Annotated in this window: 19 protein-coding genes and 1 pseudogene; 16 read left to right on the top strand and 4 right to left on the bottom strand. The window is 33.7% G+C overall.

Going from position 1 to position 21,762, the window contains the following annotated elements:
* The first annotated feature begins 186 nt into the window (after positions 1-186).
* Positions 187-1,089 (top strand): DUF368 domain-containing protein, encoded by a 903-nt coding sequence (locus C9914_RS07585; RefSeq protein WP_022265482.1) that lies wholly within the window; start codon positions 187-189, stop codon positions 1,087-1,089.
* Between the two features lie 279 nt (positions 1,090-1,368).
* On the opposite strand, the gene C9914_RS07590 is transcribed toward C9914_RS07585, so the two are convergent.
* The 3 genes from C9914_RS07590 to sigK all read right to left on the bottom strand — a co-directional run bounded on the left by C9914_RS07590 (position 1,369) and on the right by sigK (position 3,620).
* The gene (locus C9914_RS07590; protein ID WP_022265481.1) at positions 1,369-1,956 is read right to left on the bottom strand and encodes a dipicolinate synthase subunit B; all 588 of its coding nucleotides are present in this window, start codon (positions 1,954-1,956) and stop codon (positions 1,369-1,371) included.
* Positions 1,953-2,840 carry a dipicolinate synthase subunit DpsA gene (gene dpsA / locus C9914_RS07595; RefSeq protein ID WP_158707367.1) on the bottom strand — a complete coding sequence of 296 codons (888 nt, stop codon included), beginning with the start codon at positions 2,838-2,840 and terminating at the stop codon, positions 1,953-1,955. The genes C9914_RS07590 and dpsA overlap by 4 nt, the downstream gene beginning before the upstream one ends.
* Positions 2,841-2,936: 96 nt before the next feature.
* On the bottom strand, positions 2,937-3,620 hold the full coding sequence (gene sigK, locus C9914_RS07600) for an RNA polymerase sporulation sigma factor SigK (protein WP_106764532.1): 684 nt from the start codon (positions 3,618-3,620) through the stop codon (positions 2,937-2,939).
* A gap of 212 nt (positions 3,621-3,832) precedes the next feature.
* Between sigK and C9914_RS07605 the strand changes: the two genes are divergently transcribed.
* The 14 genes and pseudogenes from C9914_RS07605 to C9914_RS11790 form a co-directional block, all read left to right on the top strand.
* Positions 3,833-4,276 (top strand): hypothetical protein, encoded by a 444-nt coding sequence (locus C9914_RS07605; protein WP_106764533.1) that lies wholly within the window; start codon positions 3,833-3,835, stop codon positions 4,274-4,276.
* 305 nt (positions 4,277-4,581) lie between these two features.
* On the top strand, positions 4,582-5,136 hold the full coding sequence (locus C9914_RS07610; RefSeq protein WP_106764535.1) for an HdeD family acid-resistance protein: 555 nt from the start codon (positions 4,582-4,584) through the stop codon (positions 5,134-5,136).
* 14 nt (positions 5,137-5,150) lie between these two features.
* A complete protein-coding gene (locus C9914_RS07615) occupies positions 5,151-7,091 on the top strand; it encodes a hypothetical protein (protein WP_181013446.1) in 1,941 nt (646 codons plus the stop codon).
* Between the two features lie 172 nt (positions 7,092-7,263).
* Complete coding sequence (locus C9914_RS07620; protein ID WP_158707368.1) at positions 7,264-7,995, top strand: LytR/AlgR family response regulator transcription factor; 732 nt, start codon at positions 7,264-7,266, stop codon at positions 7,993-7,995.
* Positions 7,985-9,295 (top strand): sensor histidine kinase, encoded by a 1,311-nt coding sequence (locus C9914_RS07625; protein WP_158707369.1) that lies wholly within the window; start codon positions 7,985-7,987, stop codon positions 9,293-9,295. The genes C9914_RS07620 and C9914_RS07625 overlap by 11 nt, the downstream gene beginning before the upstream one ends.
* A 19-nt stretch (positions 9,296-9,314) precedes the next feature.
* Positions 9,315-15,713 carry a fibronectin type III domain-containing protein gene (locus C9914_RS07630; RefSeq protein ID WP_158707370.1) on the top strand — a complete coding sequence of 2,133 codons (6,399 nt, stop codon included), beginning with the start codon at positions 9,315-9,317 and terminating at the stop codon, positions 15,711-15,713.
* A complete protein-coding gene (locus tag C9914_RS07635; protein WP_106764544.1) occupies positions 15,700-16,212 on the top strand; it encodes a hypothetical protein in 513 nt (170 codons plus the stop codon). The genes C9914_RS07630 and C9914_RS07635 overlap by 14 nt, the downstream gene beginning before the upstream one ends.
* 38 nt (positions 16,213-16,250) lie before the next feature.
* The gene (locus C9914_RS07640) at positions 16,251-16,847 is read left to right on the top strand and encodes a hypothetical protein (protein ID WP_022265471.1); all 597 of its coding nucleotides are present in this window, start codon (positions 16,251-16,253) and stop codon (positions 16,845-16,847) included.
* Between the two features lie 42 nt (positions 16,848-16,889).
* Positions 16,890-17,489, top strand: a complete 600-nt coding sequence (locus C9914_RS07645; RefSeq protein ID WP_106764545.1) for a hypothetical protein — start codon at positions 16,890-16,892, stop codon at positions 17,487-17,489.
* A 41-nt stretch (positions 17,490-17,530) separates the two neighbouring features.
* Positions 17,531-18,124 (top strand): hypothetical protein, encoded by a 594-nt coding sequence (locus C9914_RS07650; RefSeq protein ID WP_106764547.1) that lies wholly within the window; start codon positions 17,531-17,533, stop codon positions 18,122-18,124.
* Between the two features lie 129 nt (positions 18,125-18,253).
* Positions 18,254-18,853: a hypothetical protein gene (locus C9914_RS07655; RefSeq protein ID WP_106764549.1), complete on the top strand. Its 600-nt coding sequence runs from the start codon at positions 18,254-18,256 to the stop codon at positions 18,851-18,853.
* A gap of 46 nt (positions 18,854-18,899) precedes the next feature.
* Positions 18,900-19,073: a hypothetical protein gene (locus C9914_RS11530; protein ID WP_022265680.1), complete on the top strand. Its 174-nt coding sequence runs from the start codon at positions 18,900-18,902 to the stop codon at positions 19,071-19,073.
* A gap of 20 nt (positions 19,074-19,093) precedes the next feature.
* Entirely contained in the window at positions 19,094-19,414 is a 321-nt protein-coding gene (locus C9914_RS07660; protein ID WP_106764551.1) for an LPXTG cell wall anchor domain-containing protein, read from the top strand.
* 205 nt (positions 19,415-19,619) lie between these two features.
* Positions 19,620-19,844: pseudogene (locus tag C9914_RS11790) on the top strand (GNAT family N-acetyltransferase); the annotation flags it as partial.
* A 5-nt stretch (positions 19,845-19,849) separates the two neighbouring features.
* Here C9914_RS11790 and C9914_RS07670 read toward each other — a convergent pair.
* A complete protein-coding gene (locus C9914_RS07670; protein ID WP_022265678.1) occupies positions 19,850-20,806 on the bottom strand; it encodes an RluA family pseudouridine synthase in 957 nt (318 codons plus the stop codon).
* Between the two features lie 123 nt (positions 20,807-20,929).
* On the opposite strand from C9914_RS07670, the gene proC reads away from it, so the two are divergent.
* Positions 20,930-21,736, top strand: a complete 807-nt coding sequence (gene proC / locus C9914_RS07675) for a pyrroline-5-carboxylate reductase (protein WP_106764553.1) — start codon at positions 20,930-20,932, stop codon at positions 21,734-21,736.
* The last annotated feature ends 26 nt before the right edge of the window (positions 21,737-21,762 follow it).

Consider the following 21,762-nt stretch of genomic DNA (forward strand, 5'->3'; position numbering starts at 1 on the left):
TATGAACAGCAAACGCATTTTATTCATAACTGTTATTATTATGTTTGTTTTTTTAATAATTATACAATTTGCCTTATGTAAAATTATGGTAAAATATTATTTACTTAGTTAGACTTTACTTGACATTTTCATTGCATACAATTATAATCCTAAATGTATGATAATTAAAAATATTGGAGGGAAAATATGAAGGTTGTTATTGATATGATTCGTGGCTTTTGTATGGCTATGGCAGATAGTGTTCCTGGAGTTTCGGGTGGCACAATTGCTTTTTTGATGGGCTTCTATGATAAGTTTATCAATTCTTTGAATGATTTGATTTCTGGAAAAAAAGCTGAAAAAATTGAAGCATTAAAATTTTTAGCCAAGCTTGGAGTTGGTTGGGTAGTTGGTTTTGTATCCTGCGTTTTGATTCTCACAAAGCTTTTCGATACTTATATTTACGAAATCAGTTCATTATTTATAGGCTTAACACTTTTCGCAATACCAGTTGTTTTTATGGAAGAAAAAAAGAGTCTTAAAGGAAAGTATTGGAGTTCATTTTTTGTAATTCTTGGTGCAGCACTTGTATTTTGCATTACATATTTCAATCCTACAAGTGGTGGAGAAAGTGGTATAAGCTTAGGACAGCCGAGCTTTCAGCTTGGAATAAGCTTGTTCTTTGTAGCAATGATAGCAATTACTGCAATGGTTCTTCCAGGAATCTCAGGTTCAACACTTCTCTTGATTTTTGGATTTTATTTACCTATCATTAACTCAATAAAAGAATTGCTCCACCTGCATTTTGAATATTTGCCAATGATAATTTGCTTTGGATTAGGAGTAATTGTTGGAATTGTTTTGATTATTAAACTTGTAAAGCTCTGTTTGGAAAAGTTCAGAGCACAGACGATATTCTTTATTTTCGGACTTATGATAGGCTCTCTCTATGCAATAGTTATGGGACCTACAACACTTGATGAGCCAAAGCCTATGATGAATTTCTCAACATTCTCAATCATTCCGTTCCTCATCGGTGGAGTAATAGTAATAGGTTTACAGCTTTTTAAGAATCGCAAGAGCCGTAAAGAAATTGTCGCACAGCATTAACCATAATTAGGTTTTTATAAATTAAAAGTTTTGCTCAAGCTTTTTCAAAAGCTTGCAGAGTCGAGGGACGGAGTCCCTCGTGGGTTTTAAGGGCGAAGCCCTTAACATTCTTTACCCAACGGGCGAACGCAGTTCGCCCCTACTTTTATAAATTATTATTAACTAAGAATATTCATCGAACTTACATTAATTAGTTAAAAATTATTTAAAAAACATTTTTTAAACTTACCTGATAAAAGCTGTCGCATATCTTTTTGAGATATACGACAGCTTATCTTTTTACCCATTTTTGGGAGCAATTATAATTGGCTGAAGCTGTTTACCTATAAATGCTGCTTCAACAACCTGTGGAATCAATTCAAAATTGGCAACTAATGATTTTGGCTTTTTTATAGGAGCGTCCTGTCCGAATGGTACGAAGAATATATGCTTTGTGTTTAACATTCTGCCTATACTTTGAGCGGAAGCACCGAGAGCGTCATTTGTTGCAATAGCAATGATAAGTGGTTTTTCTTGTCTTAGATGTGATTTAGCTGCCATTGTTACTGGAGTATCTGTTATTCCGTAGGATAGTTTAGATATGGTGTTTCCTGTGCAGGGAGCAATAAGCATAATATCTGTCATAGCCTTAGGGCCAATAGGTTCAGCGTCATTGATGGTTCTTATGATTTTTCGTTTTGTTTTTTCTTCGATTTCATCAATAAAATTCTGTGCTTTTCCGAAACGGGTGTCAGTAGTAGAAGCGTTATATGACATTATCGGAAGTACATCATAGCCCGCATCTATTAATGCGTCTATCTGGGGAATTGCTCGTGAAAAGGTGCAAAAAGAACCACACATAGCAAATCCCACCGTTTTGCGTGTCACCGTAAATCCTCCTCTGTTATATTATAAACAGCATTCTTTATGATTTCTCCGGCCGCCTTTGGTGCAACACGCCCTGGCAGCGATAATGCCCGCATAGCTTTAAGCCCCATTCTTTCGCAGGCTTCAAGGTCAACACCCCCTGGTAACGAGGCTAAATCTATAATAATTGTGTCTGAACCGCTTGGAGCAATACGGGCAAGAGTGTGTGAGTCTAAAATCATAAATGGCACTGTATTAAATATCAAGTCGAATGCGGTGTGTCCTTGTGGCATAAAAGAAAGTTCATTGGTTTTAAGTGCTTTAAATCCCTTTGCCTGAATATATGCAATATCGCTTTTCTTTCTTGCACTGACAGAAACTTTAGCACCAAGACCTCCAAGCATATCTGAAAGTACCTTGCCAATTCTTCCATAACCTATTACAAGACAGTTTGAACCGTTTATTGTTCCATCATATTCGTGCATAGCACATTCAATTGCACCCTCACTTGTAGGAACAGCATTCATAACGGCAAATTCTTCTCTTTTAGAGTAATCAAAAACCATACTGGAATTCCAAAGAGAGCTTGTAGAGAGAAGATTTTCATTCATACCGCAGAAAACATATTTGCCTGAACAGATTTTAGCGAAAGAATCATCAAGTGTAATAGAATTTTTAGAAAATGGAGCATTAAGAGTTGTACCGTTTTTAGTGATAGGAAGTGGAAGTATAACAATTTCAGATTTTCTTATAGCAGTTTTGAAATCAAGCATCTCAAAGGGTAAAGAAAATCTACATTCTTCAAAGCAAGAAATACAGACAGAATAGCCATCGTTCGATATAGCTTTGGCACAATATAATTGACGCAAATCGCCACCAATAACGCAAAAAGAATTATTTATCAATAGGATTACCTCCCGCAATCAGACTTGATACTATATAATATGTTTGCAATAAAGTTTAGGTGCAGATGATAGTCCATATTGCAGAAGATAAGAAACTTACATAAATTGAGTCCTTAGAGTATCTAATGCTTTTCGTTCAATTCGGCTTACATAAGAGCGTGAAATATTTAGTTTTTTTGCAATTTCACGCTGAGTCAGTGGGTCATTGCCGTCAAGACCATAACGCAAAGTGATTACAAGCTTTTCTCTTGGAGTGAGATATTTATTTATGTAATTTTTAAGCTTTTCACTTTTAATCTTTATATCAAGATTATCTACAAAATCTTCCTCAACAGACATTATATCCATAAGCGTAAGCTTATTTCCGTCACTATCAGAGTCGATTGCATCATCAAGCGACATATCCTGAGCAGATTTTTTACTGTTTCTGAAATACATAAGAACTTCATTTTCTATACACCTTGAGGCATAGCTTGAAAGTCTGATATTTTTATCAATATCAAAGGTGTTTACGGCTTTAATCAAGCCGATTGTACCTATTGAAACCAATTCATCTGTATCATTGCAAGACGAATAATACTTCTTTGCAATGTGTGCTACAAGTCTAAGATTATGCTCAACAAGCTTGTTTCTTGCTTTTATATCTCCATTTTTCCACTTTAAAAGACATTCACGCTCTTCCTTTGCCGAAAGAGGTTTCGGAAATGAACCTCCGCCTGTAACATGAAGTATGAAGAACATAGAAAATTGGTTTAAAAGCTTTAGAATCAAATCAAACATAACGCACCTCCACAAAAAATTTATCCTTACTAATTTTTATGCGTTGAATATTTTGTTTTGCTTGTCTTTTAAATAAAATTTTGACAAAATTTATTCCAAGATTGATAATTTGTAGAAAATTACGAATGATAATAAAGAAGGTGAAGAACCTTATCAAAGCACAACACTTTATGAAAACCAGTGTATATAAAATTTTCAAGGAGATAATGCGTATGAAAAAGAAAATTATTGCAGTTTTGGCTATGACACTTCTGACAGTGAGCCTTGCCGCCTGTAAAGGTAATGACAACGGAAATTCCGCACAAAATATGGGCAACGGCTCAAGTGGTGGAAATGCTGAATCCTCAACAGTAACAAACAACAATAATTCATCGGGAATAGTAAATTCTGCACCTAATCCAAATCCTGACGCAAATGGAGATAATAACAATGGAAATAATACTGCTAATGGCAATGATGTCAATAACAACGGAAATGTCACAGACGGAAACGGAATTATCGGAGATGGAGATAATGTGGTCAGCGATGTAGTAAGTGGAGCTGGAGATGTAGTAAGCGGAGTTGGCAAAGGCGTAGAAGATGTTGTCAGTGGAGTAGTAGGTGGAGCAGAAGATATTCTTGGCAACAACAGAAACAATAGTTCCAATGCACAATAATTCATAGTCAATTTTATAATGGCCTTCGGTTTTTCTGAAGGCTATTTATTTTTATGATTATTCGAACATACGAAATATTGCTTCATATGTTTTCAAATGGTTTTATTTCATTATTGTGCAATTCAGGTAAAAAAAGTACACCTTACGAAAAATAGATTGAATTTTTTTATTTGATAAAATAGAATAAAATTACAAAATCAATGGAGAAATTTGTATATTAAGGGGTGAAAAAGATGAATAATGCAATGTTTGCAAGATAGCCATTGATTAGTTATATTTAAAAAAGTGATAAGGAGAGTTTTTTTATGAAAGTAATTAACGGTATAGTAGGAGTATTATCTATATTTGGTGCGATTTATTGTTTATTTTTCCCAGGATTGTCATTTATTAATATAGGCTGGGTTATAACAACAATTCTTGGAATATTTGGCATATGCTCAATTATTTTTTACTTTACCAAGAAAAAGATGTATGAGAACCTTATGATAGAAGGTGTACACGGAGCATTCGGACTTGTTGTAGGTATTGCGGCAGCCGTTGTTTCAATACTTGCAATATTTGTTCCAAGTATTCAAGCTGTACTTGATTTAATAATACTTATTATCTTTGCAATTTGGATGATATTAGATGGCGTTTCATCAATAGCAGAATCGTTCGCTATGAAAAAGGCCTCAACATCAAAATCTTGGATACTTGCACTTGTACTTGGTATAATAATGCTAATATTTGGAATATATGGAATTTGCCATCTTATTTTTGTAGCAAGATTTATTGGAATTACAATGGGCATAATGCTTATGAGCTATGGTATTAAGCTTATAGCTTCATTGTTTGAAAAAGATGAGTATTGTAAGAAATGATAAGAGGTGAAGAAATGAAGAGTAAATTTGTTAAAGCAGTAGCAGGTTTATCTCTTTCGGCATTGGTTGCGACATCTTGTGTGATAAGTGCTTTTGCCAAAGATAACAGTAGTACAATATATGATTCTGGAACAGGCTACATAGCTGAAAAAATTACACATCCAGAAAAGGGTGTTATGACAACTGATGGTATTGTTGATTACATAGGCAACGGAAAACTTGCTACAAACCTTGAGAATGGCAATGGAGATAGAGGACAAAATTATTCATGGGGTTCAATTGGTTATGGGGATTATATGTATATTGGAACCTGTTATGGTGCATGGACATCAACTCTTCAGCTTATGAAACAAAATCTTGGAAGAGATTTTGATGATACTACTATGAAAGAAGCACTTGATACATATTATCATGAAAATATGTATACGGGTGAGGAAGATGGTGTTGATGCACTTGGAATACTTTTGAAACTGAATGTCAAGACAGGTGAAGTTAAAATTTTGATGTCTAAGGATTTGACAAATCAGAATACAATATTCCGTAATGCTATTGAATTTAAAGATAAGCTTTATTTCTGCGGCTCTGTAAATACTATTCCTTGCATATATCAAGTTGACCCTAAAACTGATGAGTGTAAGCAAGTTTATGCGGGAATGACACTCGAAGAATATATGGAAGAATATTCAAAGGGTATTAGTGTTGGAATAAGAGGCATGTGTGTATTTGATGATAAGCTTATAGTTAGCTGTATCAATTCAGAAGGTGCAATTATCTGCGAATCAGAAAATCCTGAAGACCAGGATTCTTTCAAGGTTATTGCAAAAGATGAGGACTTGTTTAATTATCCTGCATATCATTATTGTGATAGTATTTATGGTGGCTCTATTTTTGATATGACACAGTATGGCAAGAGCCTTTATGTTTCAATTTGCACAGGCACACCTGCTAATGCTACTGACAGAAATACAATGCAAGCTTTTGGACTTGTTCGTGGAGATATTCAGGCAGATGGTTCTTGGAAGTGGACAAGTGTAGTTGGTGATAAGGAAAAAGATGGTGCAAAATATACTTTTGGTATTGACCCTGAACGCACAAGAAGTGGAACTGCTAATCTTAAAGTATTTAATGGTTATCTTTATATTGGTGAATATAATGATGAAGAAATCGCTGTAGAAAGAATGTTGTTTGATAACGATTTTGAATTTATGAACCTCAATTTTGAACAGTCTATAAACTTCTATAGAATGGACGAAGATGAAAATATAGAACTTATTGTCGGCGACGCTGATGAGATGTTCCCAAATGGTGGTATTTCAGGTTTAGGTTCAGGATTCGGCAGTCATGAAAATCAGTATATATGGAATATGACTGTATATGATGGAAAGCTTTATGTTGGTACATTTGATGCAAGTAGTTTTCTTATTCCGCTTGATGAATATATGAATGACGAAAATGCTTCAAAGGAATGGAAAGATAAAGTAGATGAGTATGTAGAAAAAATTTGCAAAAATTATAATGGTGTTCCTGACAGTGCCTATAAATGTGCTGAATATCTTGATAAGGCAACCTTTGGCTTTGATTTATATGTCACAGAGGACGGAGTGAATTTCACAAAGATTACGGATAACGGTTTTGGTGACCCATATAACCACGGCTGCCGTGCTTTTGGAATTACAAATGAGGGCTTGTTTATAGGAACAGCTAATCCATTCTATGGTACTCAAGTATGGAAGCTCAGTGAAAAAACTGTTACTCCTGTTGAATCTTCTGAGGATTCAAAGCAAGAAGATAGCAAGATAGAAAAGGATGAAAGCAAGACAGAATCAAGCTCAGAGAATAGTACAGATTCTCCGAAAACAGGTGATTCATCAAATGGAATAGCATATTTTCTTGCAGGCCTATCACTGATAGCTATTGTATATACTATGAATAAAAAGCTTTTTAAAAAGAATTAATCACATTAAAATATAGTTTAGGTATTAAATAATATATCTAAAAACTTTAAAACAATTTCATACAAAACTTTCTGATTTTACATATAGTATTTGCTGTGATATAATTAAAATGACATCAATACTTATTTTTAGCACAAATAATATTATTTGTAATTTAATTAGGAGAGATTGTATGGAAATAGCATTAGTTGATGATATGAATTACGATAGAGATAAGCTCTATCAAATAATTTCTTATTATCTGAATATAAAAAATATAGATTGCACTATATATACATATAGCTCTGCTGAAGAATTTCTCAAAGATTTTTTTAAGCATAAATTCATAATGGTTTTTTTAGATATATCTATGCCAGGAATGACAGGTATGCAAGCCGCATATGAAATAAGAAAAACTGATAAAAAGGTTAATATTATATTTGCGACAGTAGAAAAAGAATTTGCGTTGGAGGGTTATGAGGTTCATGCAGCAGGATATATACTCAAGCCCTTCAATCAAGATAAAATATACTCAGTTTTAGACCACGTATTAAATGATATGATATTGCCACAGTATATTAATATAAAAGAAAGTCGAGTAACTGTTCAGATTATGCTTGATGATTTATATTTTATAGAAATGCGGAATCATTATGCGGAGTTTCATACATCAACAGAAGTTCACCGTACATATATGAACTTTGAAGGACTGAAAAGCCTGATTCCTGACCAACTTAGATTTCAGTGCTGTTGCAGGGGTATTATAGTAAATTTTGATAATGTGAAGAAAATCGAAGAGCAGACAATAATTTTAAAGAATGATGAGAGAGTGCCAATAAGCCGTTCAAAAAAGATAGAAATAAAAAACGCTTATGCCTCATATGCATTTGATAAAACAAGGAAAGGAGGTTTTTATGAGCATTGAGCTTCAGCTTATGATAAATGTAATAGTTTCAACTATGCCATATTGTATCTTAGCTTATTGCCCTATGTTGAAATATCTTAGATACAAAAAATGGCTGGTTGGGATAGTAATTATAATAAGCGAATTTGTGTTTGTAAATAGCTCTCTTATATTCCTTAAAAACGGAATAAATCCAAGATATTCAGATGTTATTACCTCAGTGATATGTCTTATAGCATATGCTTTATGCGTAAAAGTAGATTTCTTCAAATTAGTTTTCTTCTACTTTTTCACAGCGGCATATACAATGATTATAAGAGGTTCGTCGATATTTATTACAGGGCTTATTTTTCCAGATTCAACTTTATATTACTCAATCGAAAACAGTATTACACAGATTGTATTCTTTATGCTTGCACTTCCGCTTATACTTATTTTCTATAAGAAAACAGCAGAAAGAATATTAGATTCCCCAGAATCAGGTATATGGAAAACAATATGGCTTGTACCTGCTTTTATAATTTTTTTAATTATGATGTTTACAGGTTCATTCGATAATGATATTACAAAAAGCTGGAAATTCTTTATAACAAGAATATGTCTGCTGATTTGTGTATTTATTATATATTATGTCTTACTGCGTTCATTCGATGTACTGCGTAATAGTGCTATGCTTGAGGAGCGAGCGAAACAGGCAGAGGCAATCAACGACCTACAAAAAGCACAATATAATCTCATATTAAAGCGTATAGAAGAAACAAAAATGGCTCGACACGATTTGCATCAGCATTTAAATCTTATACAAGCCTATATTGATAGCGGTGACCAAGAGGCTCTCAAAAATTATTTGAAGATGTATAAAAAAACGCTTCCAATAGATACATCACAAATCTATTGCAAAAATTATGCAATAGATGTCTTGGTGAGATATTATGCAGAGCAAGCGAGGCAGAGTAATATAGAATTTTACACTAATATTGAATTACCACAAGAGATTGCAATATCAGAACCAGATATTTGTGTTATATTAGGAAACCTCATAGAAAATGCACTCGAGGCTTGCCAAAGAAAAAAGTCTGGCGAAAAATTTATAAGGATTTGTGGCAAACTTATTAATGAGAATTCAATTTCAATTACTATTGATAATAGTTGCGATGAAAAACCTATAAAAGAGGGTAAAGAGTATCGTTCATCAAAACGCAATGAAGTGGGAATAGGCTTAATTTCAGTGAAAAATATTGTAGAAAAATATGATGGAATTACTGATTTTAAATATGAAAACGGAGTGTTTTTTGCATCAATTTTGCTTAATACAACATAAAGATATGGAGATGAAAAATATGTTAAAAGAATTTTCAATTAAGGCATTGTCAATTTTGCTTACAACATGTATTTCCTCGTCTATGTTTGCAGTTTCTGCAACTGCTCTAAATAATGAAAAAACAAGTACAGAGATTATTCCTGTTCAAGAAAGTAGCAAAAAAACAATTTCATCAGAAAGTCAGACAGAAGATGGCAGAGCTGATTATATGAGTAAGGAACAGTATTCTCAGCTTGGATTTACTTCATTACAAGACCCAGAACTTTTTGACGAAAATGATACTACTAACCCTCTTGAAGGATACAAGCCGTCTATTCTGAGCGAGCTTTATATGGGACAGGGAAACTATAGTAAAGGTGATGCTTGTGAAGCATATATAGTGGAAAATGTCAAAGACTATGAGAACTTGAGTATGGAAAAACTCAAAGATAATAAGCTTTCTTATACTGACAGATATTATAATGATAAAGCTCATGGCGGAAAATGGCAGTATCAGACATCTACTACACGAAGCATAAAGCTTGGTGATTTAAGTGGAGAGAATTATATAAAAGATTCCATTATTCAATGCAGTTTGTTTCTTGATGGTAACGATGGTAAAAATAGCAAGCTCGGACTTTTAGTCTATGATTATAATAAGGAAAAATCTGGTGACGATAAACTTGAAAAAAAGTTTGAGCGTATTGAAACACTTGATGATAAGAGTAAGTTTGTTCAGGATATAGAAGTTCAGGAATCCAGTGGATATATGGGCATAACCGTAGGTGACTTTGACGGTGATAATTATGAAGATATTGCGGTTTATTTCTCATATAGGAATAATCCTAAGATAGGCATATTTACGCAAAGCAAAAATGAAAATAAGCCACTATTTGAATGGAAGTATAGTGTAGATTTAAAGTCTATTTCTTCTGATTTTAATTGCTGTAAAGATACAAACCGTCCGCTTGTATCCCTCAGCACAACAGATATTTCAGGCAGTGATGACCTTGTTGTAAGTGTTACGATGCCATATAGCAATGACCATGATTTTTGCAAAGATGGTTATACCGCTATTTACAAATGGGAAAAGAATCAACCTGTCAGAAAGTATCTTGATAAAGGTGAAGGCTCTGGCGGAAGAATGAAATTTACATCATCTGCAACAATGGATTTAGATGGTGACGGCAATAAGGAATTGGTAATTGCAGCTAATAAAAACTATAATTATAATAATAGTAGTAGCCGTGGAGATATGAGTGAAGGTGAAAACCTTGTTAATGTAGTTCTTTGGGAAAACAATCAATACTGTAATGCTTGGAGCGAACCTAAAATTATTGAAGCACTTACTTGGGTTAAAAAGCATAAAGATAGAAAAGAGCCTGTTGCAATAACTGGAACAAGGTTCAAACAAAATAGCGAAAAAGCTACCTTATTTGTAGAAGGTGTATTTTACGATTTTATTCCTTCAACAGATGGCGAAACGGCAAATGAGCGTATAAAGAATGGTAAATTTAATACGAATTCAAAGTTTGATGGAAATACAGGAGACAAGGAGGCTTTCTTTCATATTGCAGAAAGTGCTTCGTTTGTAGAAAGTAATCGTCTTGCTGAACAAACACTTGTTGTAATGGGTGATGGTTCAGGCGACAGTATTTACCTCGATATATATTGGTGCTATCTTGACCAAGGCTCAATAAAAATAAATTGCACAAACAATGACTATTTCGACCATGTTGATGAGGATGATTACGGTACTTTCTTTACACTGTGCCCAATAGATATTGATAATGATACTACATATATGAAATATACAGGCAAAACAGTAGGCTGGTCTAACCCTGTAGTACATAGCGTAATGTTAAGTGCTCCATATTGGAGTGAGCTTGATTATGGTTCAACTATGACATCAAGAGGTTCAACTTCATATAGTATATCAACAAGTAGTACAAACTCAATAACAGGTAACTGGAATTTTGGTTTAGGTCTTTCATTTTTGTTCTCAACAGAAGTTAAGGCAGGAGCAGGAATATTTCAACAACAAAGTTTTGGATATGGATTTAATATTGATATAGGTGCACAATATGCTGGAAGTTATCAGACATCAAATACGAGAAGTGAAACCCTTACATTTACCTCGGGCGGAGGTGAAGATTATGTTGCTCTACTTGTAGTACCAATAGCAGTATACCATTATGACCAATGGATACCTACACATAAAGCAACCGAAGAAGAGGTTAAAGATTATAAGCTACTTTATGGAGAAGAAGGTTGCCCAAAAGTAGGTGACATTATTGAAGGTACATTTAAGAATATGGATGTTAATATTCAGTTAAATCCTGCAAATTCATGTATACCTGTTTCAACCTATAATAGTGTTATTGAAGAATTTAATCGTACAGAAAATGATGAACATTACAAATTGAAGACGGTAGATGTAGATAGTTTATATGCTGGAAGAAATCCTGGTGACCCATCTACATATGCATCTGAAGCAAATCAGATAAGTTCATTGAATGTAGAAGATAAAGAAAGCTATATGGTTTCAAATAATTCAGCAGTTATTGGAATAAATGGAAACTCAACAACTTCAATAGCAATGGGAAAAGGAAGTTCTAGCTCATTAAGCAATGGATTTTCACTTTCTTTAAAAACAACATCTACTTTAGGTATAGAATCTAAAGAGGGATGTCTGGTATATTTAGTGGCATCTATCAAAATTAGTGCCACTAGTACTTTTGGAGGAGGATGCACATGGGCAAATGCAAATTCAGAAAATATAACATACACAACTACATTTGCACCACTGCCTGAATCCGCACGCACCTCAACCACTTCTTCAGGAACTAAATCATCAGCATATGAGTTTACTGCAAAAGAAGTAAAATGGAATCCTAAGGAATTAGGCAGTTCAAATATTCAGACAGTTGATGGCGAAGAACTTACAAATGCTACTTGTGTTATAGGTTGCCTTGTTCAAGGTGCAGACGCAGCACCGCCAAAGCTTCCGAGAGACCTTCATGTTTCTTCAACCACAAGTAATAGTGAAACATTAAGATGGAGTAATACTACAAACTATGAAAGAAAGCCAGAATCCTATAAGCTGTATTATTCAACATCATCAAATGGTGATTGTGTAGCTTTAAAAAATAATGGCAAAGATGTTATTATTCCTGGTGATAGCGAGATATATACAGTAAATGGTCTTAAAGAAAATACCACATATTACTTTAGATTGCAGGCATATTCCACCAAAGATGCAAGCGGAATTCCAAGTGTACTTGGTCCATATGCATCAGGAAAAACAAAAAATAGTAAGGATAGCCAAAATGAACCAATAATAATAAAGTACCCTGTAGATTTGTATAAAAATATTGGTGAAAAGCCTATATTTACTATCGAGGCAAAGCCAAGTAATCCAGAAAATACAATCAGCTATAAGTGGCAGAAGCTTGTCGTAGGTAATTATATTGCAGATTGGAAGGATATAGACCAAGAGTTTGGAAAATCAAGCTCTTTCAATGCAGCATACTTTGCTGATAATGGGGTAATCAACGAGGCTAATGAAAAAGACCTTGATAATACTATTTATCGTTGCATAGTTACAGAATATTCAAATGATAGCCATAATTACTATACTAATATAAGCAGAGCTGCTGTTTTATATATAGAAAAACAAGAGCATCAGCACATATATAATAACAATGGTTTTTGTGGTTTTTGTGGTAAATATCAGCCAGCGGTATTGAACGGTAATGGTTTTTACGAAATTAGAAATGCTGGTCAGCTTTTCTGGTTTGCAGCTCTTGTAAATGGTGATAAATCAAACGCAGATTTTGAGGCTCAGCAAAAAGGTGCAAACGCTATTTTGCTAAATGATATTGATCTTGAAGAGCGTGAATGGACTCCAATAGGAAATTATGAAACCGGTATATTTGATGGAAATAATTACACCATATCAAATCTTAGAATTTCAAAAAATTCTTCAGGCAAGGCTATATCGAGCCAAGGCTTTTTTGGAAGTGTAACTGGTGGAACTATTAAAAACTTTACTATTTTAGGTGAAGTGAAAACCACTGATTATAATGTAGGCGGAATTGCAGGCTCTACTTCAAAAGATACCATACTTTCAAACATAATAGCAAATGTTGATGTTACAGGAAATGAAAAGGTTGGTGGTATTGTAGGAAATAACAGTGGTATAATTACAAATTGCTACAATAATGGTAATGTCACTGGTGTAGTAGAGCTTACTGGAGGTATTACTGGCTTCAATGATGGTTCAATAATCAAATGCAATAATACTGGTGATGTTTCATCTTCTTATGATTTTATTGGTGGAATTGCAGGCTACAACAGTGGAAATATAAAATTATGTAGCAATAGTGGCAATATTAAATCCCCAGGTTCATATATTGGAGGTATTGCTGGAGAAAATCTTACTAAATATATGGATGCCTTAATATCAAATTGTTATAATACAGGTGATATTACAAGTTCTTATGACGAAGATGGTTATTTAGGCGGTATTGTAGGATATAATAGTTATGCTTTTGTAGAAAGTTGCTACAATGTTGGCAAAATTCAAGGTGGAAAATCATATTCTAACGCTTTAATTGGCTATAATAATGAGTATGATCCAAAAATAAATACAAGGGTTAAAAATTGTTATTACCTTTATACTTATGATGTGGGTGATTCACTTGGTATAAGTAGAACAGAAAGTGAATTTAATTCGGGTGAAGTAGCATATCTTCTTAACAAAGGTGTTACAGAAGGCGATCAAGTTTGGTATCAAAATATAGATAATGGAAAAACGCCTGACCTATATCCAGTACTTGATAATAATTCTGGAACAGTATACTTCCCATCTGAAGCATATTATTCAAACTTTGATAAGCTTTTAGAAGAATTTGATAGAAACGAAAACGGAAGCTTTATAATTAGAACCTATGACGATTTGGTGAAGCTTGCAAATCTTGTTGATAATAATTATTCTCAATATGGTAAAGAAAATTATATTCTCGAAAATAATATAATTGTACCAAGTGATTTTGAATGGACAAAGGGAATAGGCTCAGCAGATGATAATAAACCTTTCAATGGAACTTTTGACGGAAACGGATATATAATCTTCGGCTTGAATGTCAAAAATTCCAAGTATGGCGGTCTTTTTGAAAGAATAGGACCAAAAGGAATAGTCAAAAACTTATTTGTTATAGACTGCGATTATAACATTGCTTCAGAATATGCAGGCGGAATCGTTGCAATAAATGATGGTTTGGTAGACCATTGCGTAAGTGGTATTGCATTAACCACAGGTAGTACATTTGATAAAAATGGACAACCTATAAAGCTTTCAAACTATAATTCAGATATAAAAGGTGTTATAAGTGGTGGTGTTGCTGCTGTAAATAACGGAACTATAAAAGCTTGTAGAAATGCTTCTTTTGTAAATGGAACAGATGTTTGTGGAGGAATTACAGGCATAAACAACGAAGAAGGAAGTATATACGGTTGTGCAAGCAATATCACAATAGGTAATTCATCTTCAAAGTTAAAGGGTGGCTTAGTTGGTAAAAACTTCGGTTCAATAGCTTCTTCATATACTTCCGCTAAAATTTCAAATGCAACTGAAGAAAATGCAGGTTCTATTGCAGGTCTTAATGCTTCTGAAAATGTAAAGAATGTATTCTATTATACTACAAACAATATTAAAGCTGTCGGAAGTAATTCAACAGTTATTCCTGATGATACAAATAAAAATAAGCTAAAATCAGAAATGCTGACAAAGGAATTTGTAGATGAGCTTAATTCAGTTACAGATGACTCAGTTGAGTGGATTTATAATGCAAATACTAAGCTCAATAATAATTATCCAACAATAAAGTGCGATTTTTATAAGCAGTTGATTAAAAAGACTTCAGATGGAATTTCAGTTAAGGGCCTAATGCACCGCTCACTAAAAGTTAATAGCCAAGCTTTTGATACAAATAGTGAAAGCTATAAAAAGCTTCTAAGCTATGCAGGTAATAAAACTATAGTTTCTTCTTATAATTTGACTCTTACTGACTCAAACGAAAACTATATTCCATCTAATCTTTGGTATTTGTCTGGAGTAGAAATTTCAGTTCCTGTAAATTCTTCAAATGAACTTTCTGTTGTTGGAATTACAGATGATGGCGAAATAAAAGAATGTGAAGTGCTTTCTATGAATGATGGTAAGCTTACATTCAAATCAGACGATATTGTTTCATTTGCATTGCTTTCAAGTAATACTCCAAATCAACCAGATGATAGCTCAAAGGATAATTCGATAAATAATTCTGTTGTAAATACAGGTGATTATAATTACTCTTTTGCATATATTTTAATTATATCAGCGATAGCAGTAATTGTGTTGTCTGTATTAAGGAGGAAAAAACTTGAAAAAGACTAAGAAAAAGACAGTGATAATAGCCATAATTTCGGTTGTTATCATACTTGCTTTAGGTGTATCAGCATTCTTCATTATTAAATCTATTAATAATAAAGAAGAACAAGCTGATTCAAATGGAGTAGTTGGAAAAATATCGGCTGACTGGGACACAGGGCTTGATGAATCAAAAAAATCCACAGAAAGCTCCTCAAGTGGTACACAAATTCCAGGATATGGTACAGCTGAAATGAAAGCAGGAGATACTCAACTGCATTTAAGCATAGGTAATCCTAAAGAAAATAACTGCGGATTTTATGCAACACTCCAGCTTGAAGATGGCACAGTATTGTATAAATCAGAACTTCTAAAGCCGGGATATGGTTTAACAGAAGTTCCACTTCAACAAACTCTTAAAAAAGGCACATATGACGCAGAAGTTTTTTATGAGTGTGTAACACTTGATGAAGAGCAATCTCCACTTAATTCTGCAAAGTCTAAATTTAAACTGGTTGTTAATTGATATTAACATATATTTTATTTTTGAAAGGATGTTTTATTATGAAAACAAGAAAAATTTTAGCATTATCTATGGCAGTAGCAACAATGGTTACCGCGTCAACAGCAGCTTTTGCAGCAGAATTGACTCTAAGTTCTACAACTGGAAATACAGAAGTAACAGCAAATATTCAAGACCCTGGAGCAGTAAATTATATTATAACCATTCCTGATAAGGTCGATTTTGGAACTTTGACACAGCCTGAAACCGATACCGATAGTTTTAAAGATGTGAAATTTACTGTTACTGCAACAAAAATAGAAAACCTTTCTGATAAAAATCGTGTAGCAGTTGCTGTTAAGGATAAAGATGCAACTGTAGATGACGACCAATTTTACATAACTCAAAAGACTTCACCTAACACAAAACTTATGTACTTAGTATATGATACAGATACAATAGGAGAAAGTGATAATCATTTGGCTGAGGGTGTAATGGGTAATGACGGATATGACTTTGCATACTTTAAAAATCAAGGACAAATTGCAGCAGGAACAATCAGACTTAATCAAAAGCAACTTTATGGCAAGAATATAGCTGAAATTGCAGGCGATTATAGTGGAACTATGGTATTCACTTCTTCAATACTTACATTTTAAATAAATAAAATTATATTTTTATATCAAAAGGGGTGAGTCATTATGAAAACAAGAAAAATTTTAGCATTATCTATGGCAGTAGCAACAATGGTTACCGCATCAACAGCAGCTTTTGCAGCAGAATTGACTCCAAGTTCTACAACTGGAAATACAGAAGTAACAGCAAATATTCAAGCTTCTGGAGAAATAAGTTATGTTATAACCATTCCTGATAAGGTTGACTTCGGAACTTTAACACCGCCTGAAACTGATACTGATAGCTTTAAAGATGTACCTTATGAAGTTACAGCAGTGAATATAGAGGGTCTTTCTGAAGATCAATATGTATTGATTCGTCTTAAGGACAAGGATGCAACTGAAGAGGATAGCCAATTCTATTTAACTCAGAAAACATCACCTAATACAAAATTCATATATGATGTATACAATATTTCTCCTATAGAGAATCATTATAGTCCTTTGGCTTCTGTTTCGATGACAGAACCTAACGGATATTTTCTTGTAGCTTTTGATAAGATAGGTGCAAAAACCACTGGAACACTCAGATTTAACCAAAAGCAACTCTATGGAAAGGATATATCTGAAATAGCCGGCGATTATAGTGGAACTATGGTATTTACTTCTTCAATACTTACATTTTAAATAAATAAAATTATACTTTTATATTGAAAGGGTGAGTCATTATGAAAGCAAGAAAAATTTTAGCATTATCTATGGCAGTAGCAACAATGGTTACTGCATCAACAGCAGCTTTTGCAGCAGAATTGACTCCAAGTTCTACAACTGGAAACACGGAAGTAACAGCAAATATTCAAGACCTTGGAGCAGTAAATTATATTATAACCATTCCTGATAAGGTCGATTTCGGAACTTTAACACAACCTGAAACCGATATTGATAGTTTTAAAGATTTGAATTTTACTGTTACTGCAACAAAAATAGAAAATCTTTCCGATACAGATTATGTAGTAATTCGTGTTAAGAACGAGGGTGCAACAGTAGATGACAGCGCATTCTATTTAACTCAAAAAACATCACCTAATACAAAACTTACATATGATATGTATGATCGCAAAACAATAGTTGATTCTGATATTCCTCTGAATAAGGGTAGAATGGTAAATCCTGATGGGTATTATCTTGGAGACTTTCAGAATACAGGAGATAGCAAAACTGGAACACTCAGACTTAATCAGAAGCAGCTTTATGGTAAAGATATAGCTGAAATTGCAGGCGATTATAGTGGAACTATAGTATTTACTTCTTCAATAATCTAATTAAATATGTAATATTGGTAAAGAATATTGTGAAAATGTCGATAATCATAAAATTTCAGAGTGAAAAACTCTTAATCAAAGTTAAATCTTCTGAAATTATACTTTTGTATTGAAAGGATGAGCTATACTATGAAAGCAAAAAAGATTTTAGCACTTTCTATGGCAGTAGCAACAATGGTTACCGCGTCAACAGCAGCTTTCGCAGCAGAATTGACTCCAAAATCTCCAGTCGGAGAAACTGAAATAGCAGCAAATATTCAAGCTTCTGGAGAAATTAGTTATGTTATAACCATTCCTGATAAGGTTGACTTCGGAACTTTAACACCGCCTGAAACTGATACTGATAGCTTTAAAGATGTACCTTATGAAGTTACAGCAGTGAATATAGAGGGTCTTTCTGAAAATCAATATGTATTGGTTCGTATTAAAGACAAGGATGCAACTGAAGAGGATGGCAAATTCTATTTAACTCAAAAAACATCACCTAATACAAAATTCATATATGATGTATACAATGTTTCTCCTATAGAGGATTATCATAGTCCTTTTGCTGTTGTTCCGATGACAGAACCTAACGGATATTTTTTTGTAGCTTTTTATAAGGTAGGTGCAAAAACCACAGGAACACTAAGATTTAACCAAAAGCAACTTTATGGCAAGGATATATCCGAAATTGCAGGCGATTATAGCGGAACTATGATATTTACTTCTTCAATACTTACAGTTTAAATATAAGAAACAAAATTATACTTTTATATTGAAAGGGTGAGTCATTATGAAAGCAAGAAAATTTTTAGCACTTTCTATGGCTGTCACGACATTCAAACAAACAGAAGAAGTGATAACAGGAATATTTAGACTAAATCAGAAACAGCTTTATGGCGAAGACATATCTGAAATAGCAGGTGAATACACTGAAAATATGGTATTTACCTCTTCAATAGTCTAAAACAATAGAGATAGTATAATATGAATACAGATATTTTTAAGAAAGTTTTTTGTTTAGTTCTATATTTGTTTCTGATTATAGCATTTTCAATACCTGCGTTTGCAAGATTTGAAGGTAATACAGAGGTTGTGGCTCATATAGAGGCTGAATCCTCTGAAATATGTAGTTCAAGCCTAGAAAGTTCAGATATTCCAGAAAGCATAATTCCATCTGATAATACGGATAGTGAAACCGTAAAAACAGGTGATTCATCAGCAGTTTGGATAATTGTTTTAACTATATCTATATCAATGGTTGTAGTTATAATTTCTTTTCGTAATAGAAATAAAAAATTAAATTAAATTTCAAAAATCGGCATTGTTTTTTACAGTGCCGATTTTTCTTATTAAGATTAAGCATAAGAAAATCACCCCATAATCAGATGAATTGAATATGAGGTGATTTTTTAGATTATAAAGTTTAACCTCCTTGAAAAATTCTTCAACAGTTGTTACAGCGTGGAGTGGGGAAGAGCTTGTCTGACTTGTAAGAGTTTTAGATGACAGCGAATTAGTTGCTTATATCCACTATCTTCTTGTGAATCCAAAATATCAAGGTAATGGAATTGCAGCTCATTTAGTTAAGTACATAAAAGAAAAATATAAAAACTATCTTTATATAGAACTTATGCCAGAGGAAAAGAAGAATGTGCCGTTTTACGAAAAATATGGCTTTAAGGTTATGGAAGGCGGTACGGCTATGTTCCTAAGCAATTATAGTGATAAGCATTAAAGCTATTATAATTCGTTAAATTCATTTAAGAACCATATGTTTTTAACTTCAAAGCTTTTACCATTTAAATATTCAAGACAGCCTGCATCAGTTGTAAACTTAAATACAAGCTTATATGAATAAAGTGCTTGATACTTATAACCACTTTTGCGGTTGTATTCATTTTTGCCATATTTTGAATCGCCAAGCAAAGGGTGTCCTATATAAGCCATATGAGCACGAATCTGATGTGTACGCCCTGTCAGCAAATCGACTTCAACAAGACTTAAACCATTCCTTTCAGAAAGAACACGATATTTTGTCTTAATTGTCTTTGCACCATCACGAGGTTTATTGCTGATATATACACGATTTTGTTTTTCATTTTTTTCAAGATAAGCGGTCATTGTGTCAGCCTTTTTTTCAAAATTTCCGACAGCAATACAGAGATATAGCTTAATAAGCTCTCTGTCTTTCATTTTTTGATTTAGTATTCGCAAAGCCTCAGCTGTTTTTGCGGCGATTACTATACCGCCTGTGTTGCGGTCAATTCTGTTTACAAGTGCAGGAGCAAAGGAATTTTCCAGTTCCGGATTGTATTCTCCCTTTTCATAAAGATAATGCTGTATTCTTGCGAGAGCTGAATCAAAGTGATAGTTTTCGTCAGGGTGGACAATAAGTCCTGGCTTTTTATCAATAAGCAGAATATTCTCGTCCTCATATACAACATCAAGCTTTAAAGGAGCTTTCATAAAGTCATATTCTGCCTTTTGTGGCTCGAAAAACTCGTCCTTAATATAAAGAGTAAGAATATCGCCCTCGTTAAGCCTTGAAGAAATTTCACAGCGTTTACCGTTGAGCTTGATATATTTAGTGCGGATATATTTGTACATAAGAGCCTTTGGCATAGTCTTAAAGCGTTTTGTAAGAAACTTATCAAGACGCTGTCCAGCATCATTTTTACCGATTTCTATTGTTCTCATATTATACCTCTCAAAGTCTTTTGATACGATTATAGCATTTAGGGCAGACAACTGCAAGGCAGTCCTTGATTTTTGCAGATAAATGTATTATCATAAAGAAAAACAGATTTTGGAGGGCTTATAATGAGTAACAAGAAAATAGGCTTTATCGGTGCAGGAAATATGGCTACTGCAATCATCAATGGAATGATTGGCAATAAGGCAAAAGAGCCATCTATGATTTATGTATTTGATTTAGATAATGCAAAGCTTGATATTATGAAGCAAAAGGGTGTAAATGCTTGTGCAAGTGCTAATGAGGCTGTTGAAAAGAGCGATATTATCGTTCTTGCAGTTAAGCCACAGAACTACGAAGAAGTTCTTCTTGGCATTAAATCAAGCGTAACAGCAGAAAAGGTTTTCGTAACAATCGCCGCAGGAATTTCTATAAGCTATGTTACAGAAACTCTTGGTGTAAATTGTCCTGCTGTAAGAGTTATGCCAAATACTCCACTCTTGCTTGGCTATGGTGCAACAGCTATGTGCCGTTCAGAGAATATTTCTGATGAAGACTTTAACGAAATTTATAAGATGTTCTCACTCAGCGGAGAGGTTTGCCTTTTCTCAGAAAGCAAGATGAATGAGGTTATTTCTATAAACGGCAGTAGCCCAGCATATTTCTATCTTTTTGCTTTAGCAATGAAACAATATGCCGAGGAGGCTGGCTTTGACGGCGAAACAGCTCTTAAACTCATTGCAAAGACAATGGAGGGCAGTGCTCATATGATTCTTGAGAGTGGAGATTCTCTCGAAACACTTATTCAAAAGGTTTCATCAAAGGGTGGCACAACAATAGCTGCACTTGATGTAATGAAGTCAAAAGGTATTCCTGAGGCAATTAAAGAGGGAATGGCAGCTTGCACAAAGAGAGCTGAAGAATTAGGCAAATAAATCTTTGTAGATATTTTATAGGTCAT

Source organism: Pseudoruminococcus massiliensis, from assembly GCF_900291955.1.
GTDB classification, from domain to species: Bacteria; Bacillota; Clostridia; order Oscillospirales; family Acutalibacteraceae; genus Pseudoruminococcus; species Pseudoruminococcus massiliensis.

What these genes read in the sequence shown, in the direction of transcription:
- C9914_RS07585 (WP_022265482.1), top strand. Translation starts at nt 187, where the DNA reads ATGAAGGTTGTTATTGATATGATTCGTGGCTTTTGTATGGCTATGGCA.
- sigK (WP_106764532.1), bottom strand. Translation starts at nt 3,620, where the DNA reads ATGTTTGATTTGATTCTAAAGCTTTTAAACCAATTTTCTATGTTCTTC.
- C9914_RS07605 (WP_106764533.1), top strand. Translation starts at nt 3,833, where the DNA reads ATGAAAAAGAAAATTATTGCAGTTTTGGCTATGACACTTCTGACAGTG.
- C9914_RS07610 (WP_106764535.1), top strand. Translation starts at nt 4,582, where the DNA reads ATGAAAGTAATTAACGGTATAGTAGGAGTATTATCTATATTTGGTGCG.
- C9914_RS07615 (WP_181013446.1), top strand. Translation starts at nt 5,151, where the DNA reads ATGAAGAGTAAATTTGTTAAAGCAGTAGCAGGTTTATCTCTTTCGGCA.
- C9914_RS07620 (WP_158707368.1), top strand. Translation starts at nt 7,264, where the DNA reads ATGGAAATAGCATTAGTTGATGATATGAATTACGATAGAGATAAGCTC.
- C9914_RS07625 (WP_158707369.1), top strand. Translation starts at nt 7,985, where the DNA reads ATGAGCATTGAGCTTCAGCTTATGATAAATGTAATAGTTTCAACTATG.
- C9914_RS07630 (WP_158707370.1), top strand. Translation starts at nt 9,315, where the DNA reads ATGTTAAAAGAATTTTCAATTAAGGCATTGTCAATTTTGCTTACAACA.
- C9914_RS07640 (WP_022265471.1), top strand. Translation starts at nt 16,251, where the DNA reads ATGAAAACAAGAAAAATTTTAGCATTATCTATGGCAGTAGCAACAATG.
- C9914_RS07645 (WP_106764545.1), top strand. Translation starts at nt 16,890, where the DNA reads ATGAAAACAAGAAAAATTTTAGCATTATCTATGGCAGTAGCAACAATG.
- C9914_RS07650 (WP_106764547.1), top strand. Translation starts at nt 17,531, where the DNA reads ATGAAAGCAAGAAAAATTTTAGCATTATCTATGGCAGTAGCAACAATG.
- C9914_RS07655 (WP_106764549.1), top strand. Translation starts at nt 18,254, where the DNA reads ATGAAAGCAAAAAAGATTTTAGCACTTTCTATGGCAGTAGCAACAATG.
- C9914_RS11530 (WP_022265680.1), top strand. Translation starts at nt 18,900, where the DNA reads ATGAAAGCAAGAAAATTTTTAGCACTTTCTATGGCTGTCACGACATTC.
- C9914_RS07660 (WP_106764551.1), top strand. Translation starts at nt 19,094, where the DNA reads ATGAATACAGATATTTTTAAGAAAGTTTTTTGTTTAGTTCTATATTTG.
- C9914_RS07670 (WP_022265678.1), bottom strand. Translation starts at nt 20,806, where the DNA reads ATGAGAACAATAGAAATCGGTAAAAATGATGCTGGACAGCGTCTTGAT.
- proC (WP_106764553.1), top strand. Translation starts at nt 20,930, where the DNA reads ATGAGTAACAAGAAAATAGGCTTTATCGGTGCAGGAAATATGGCTACT.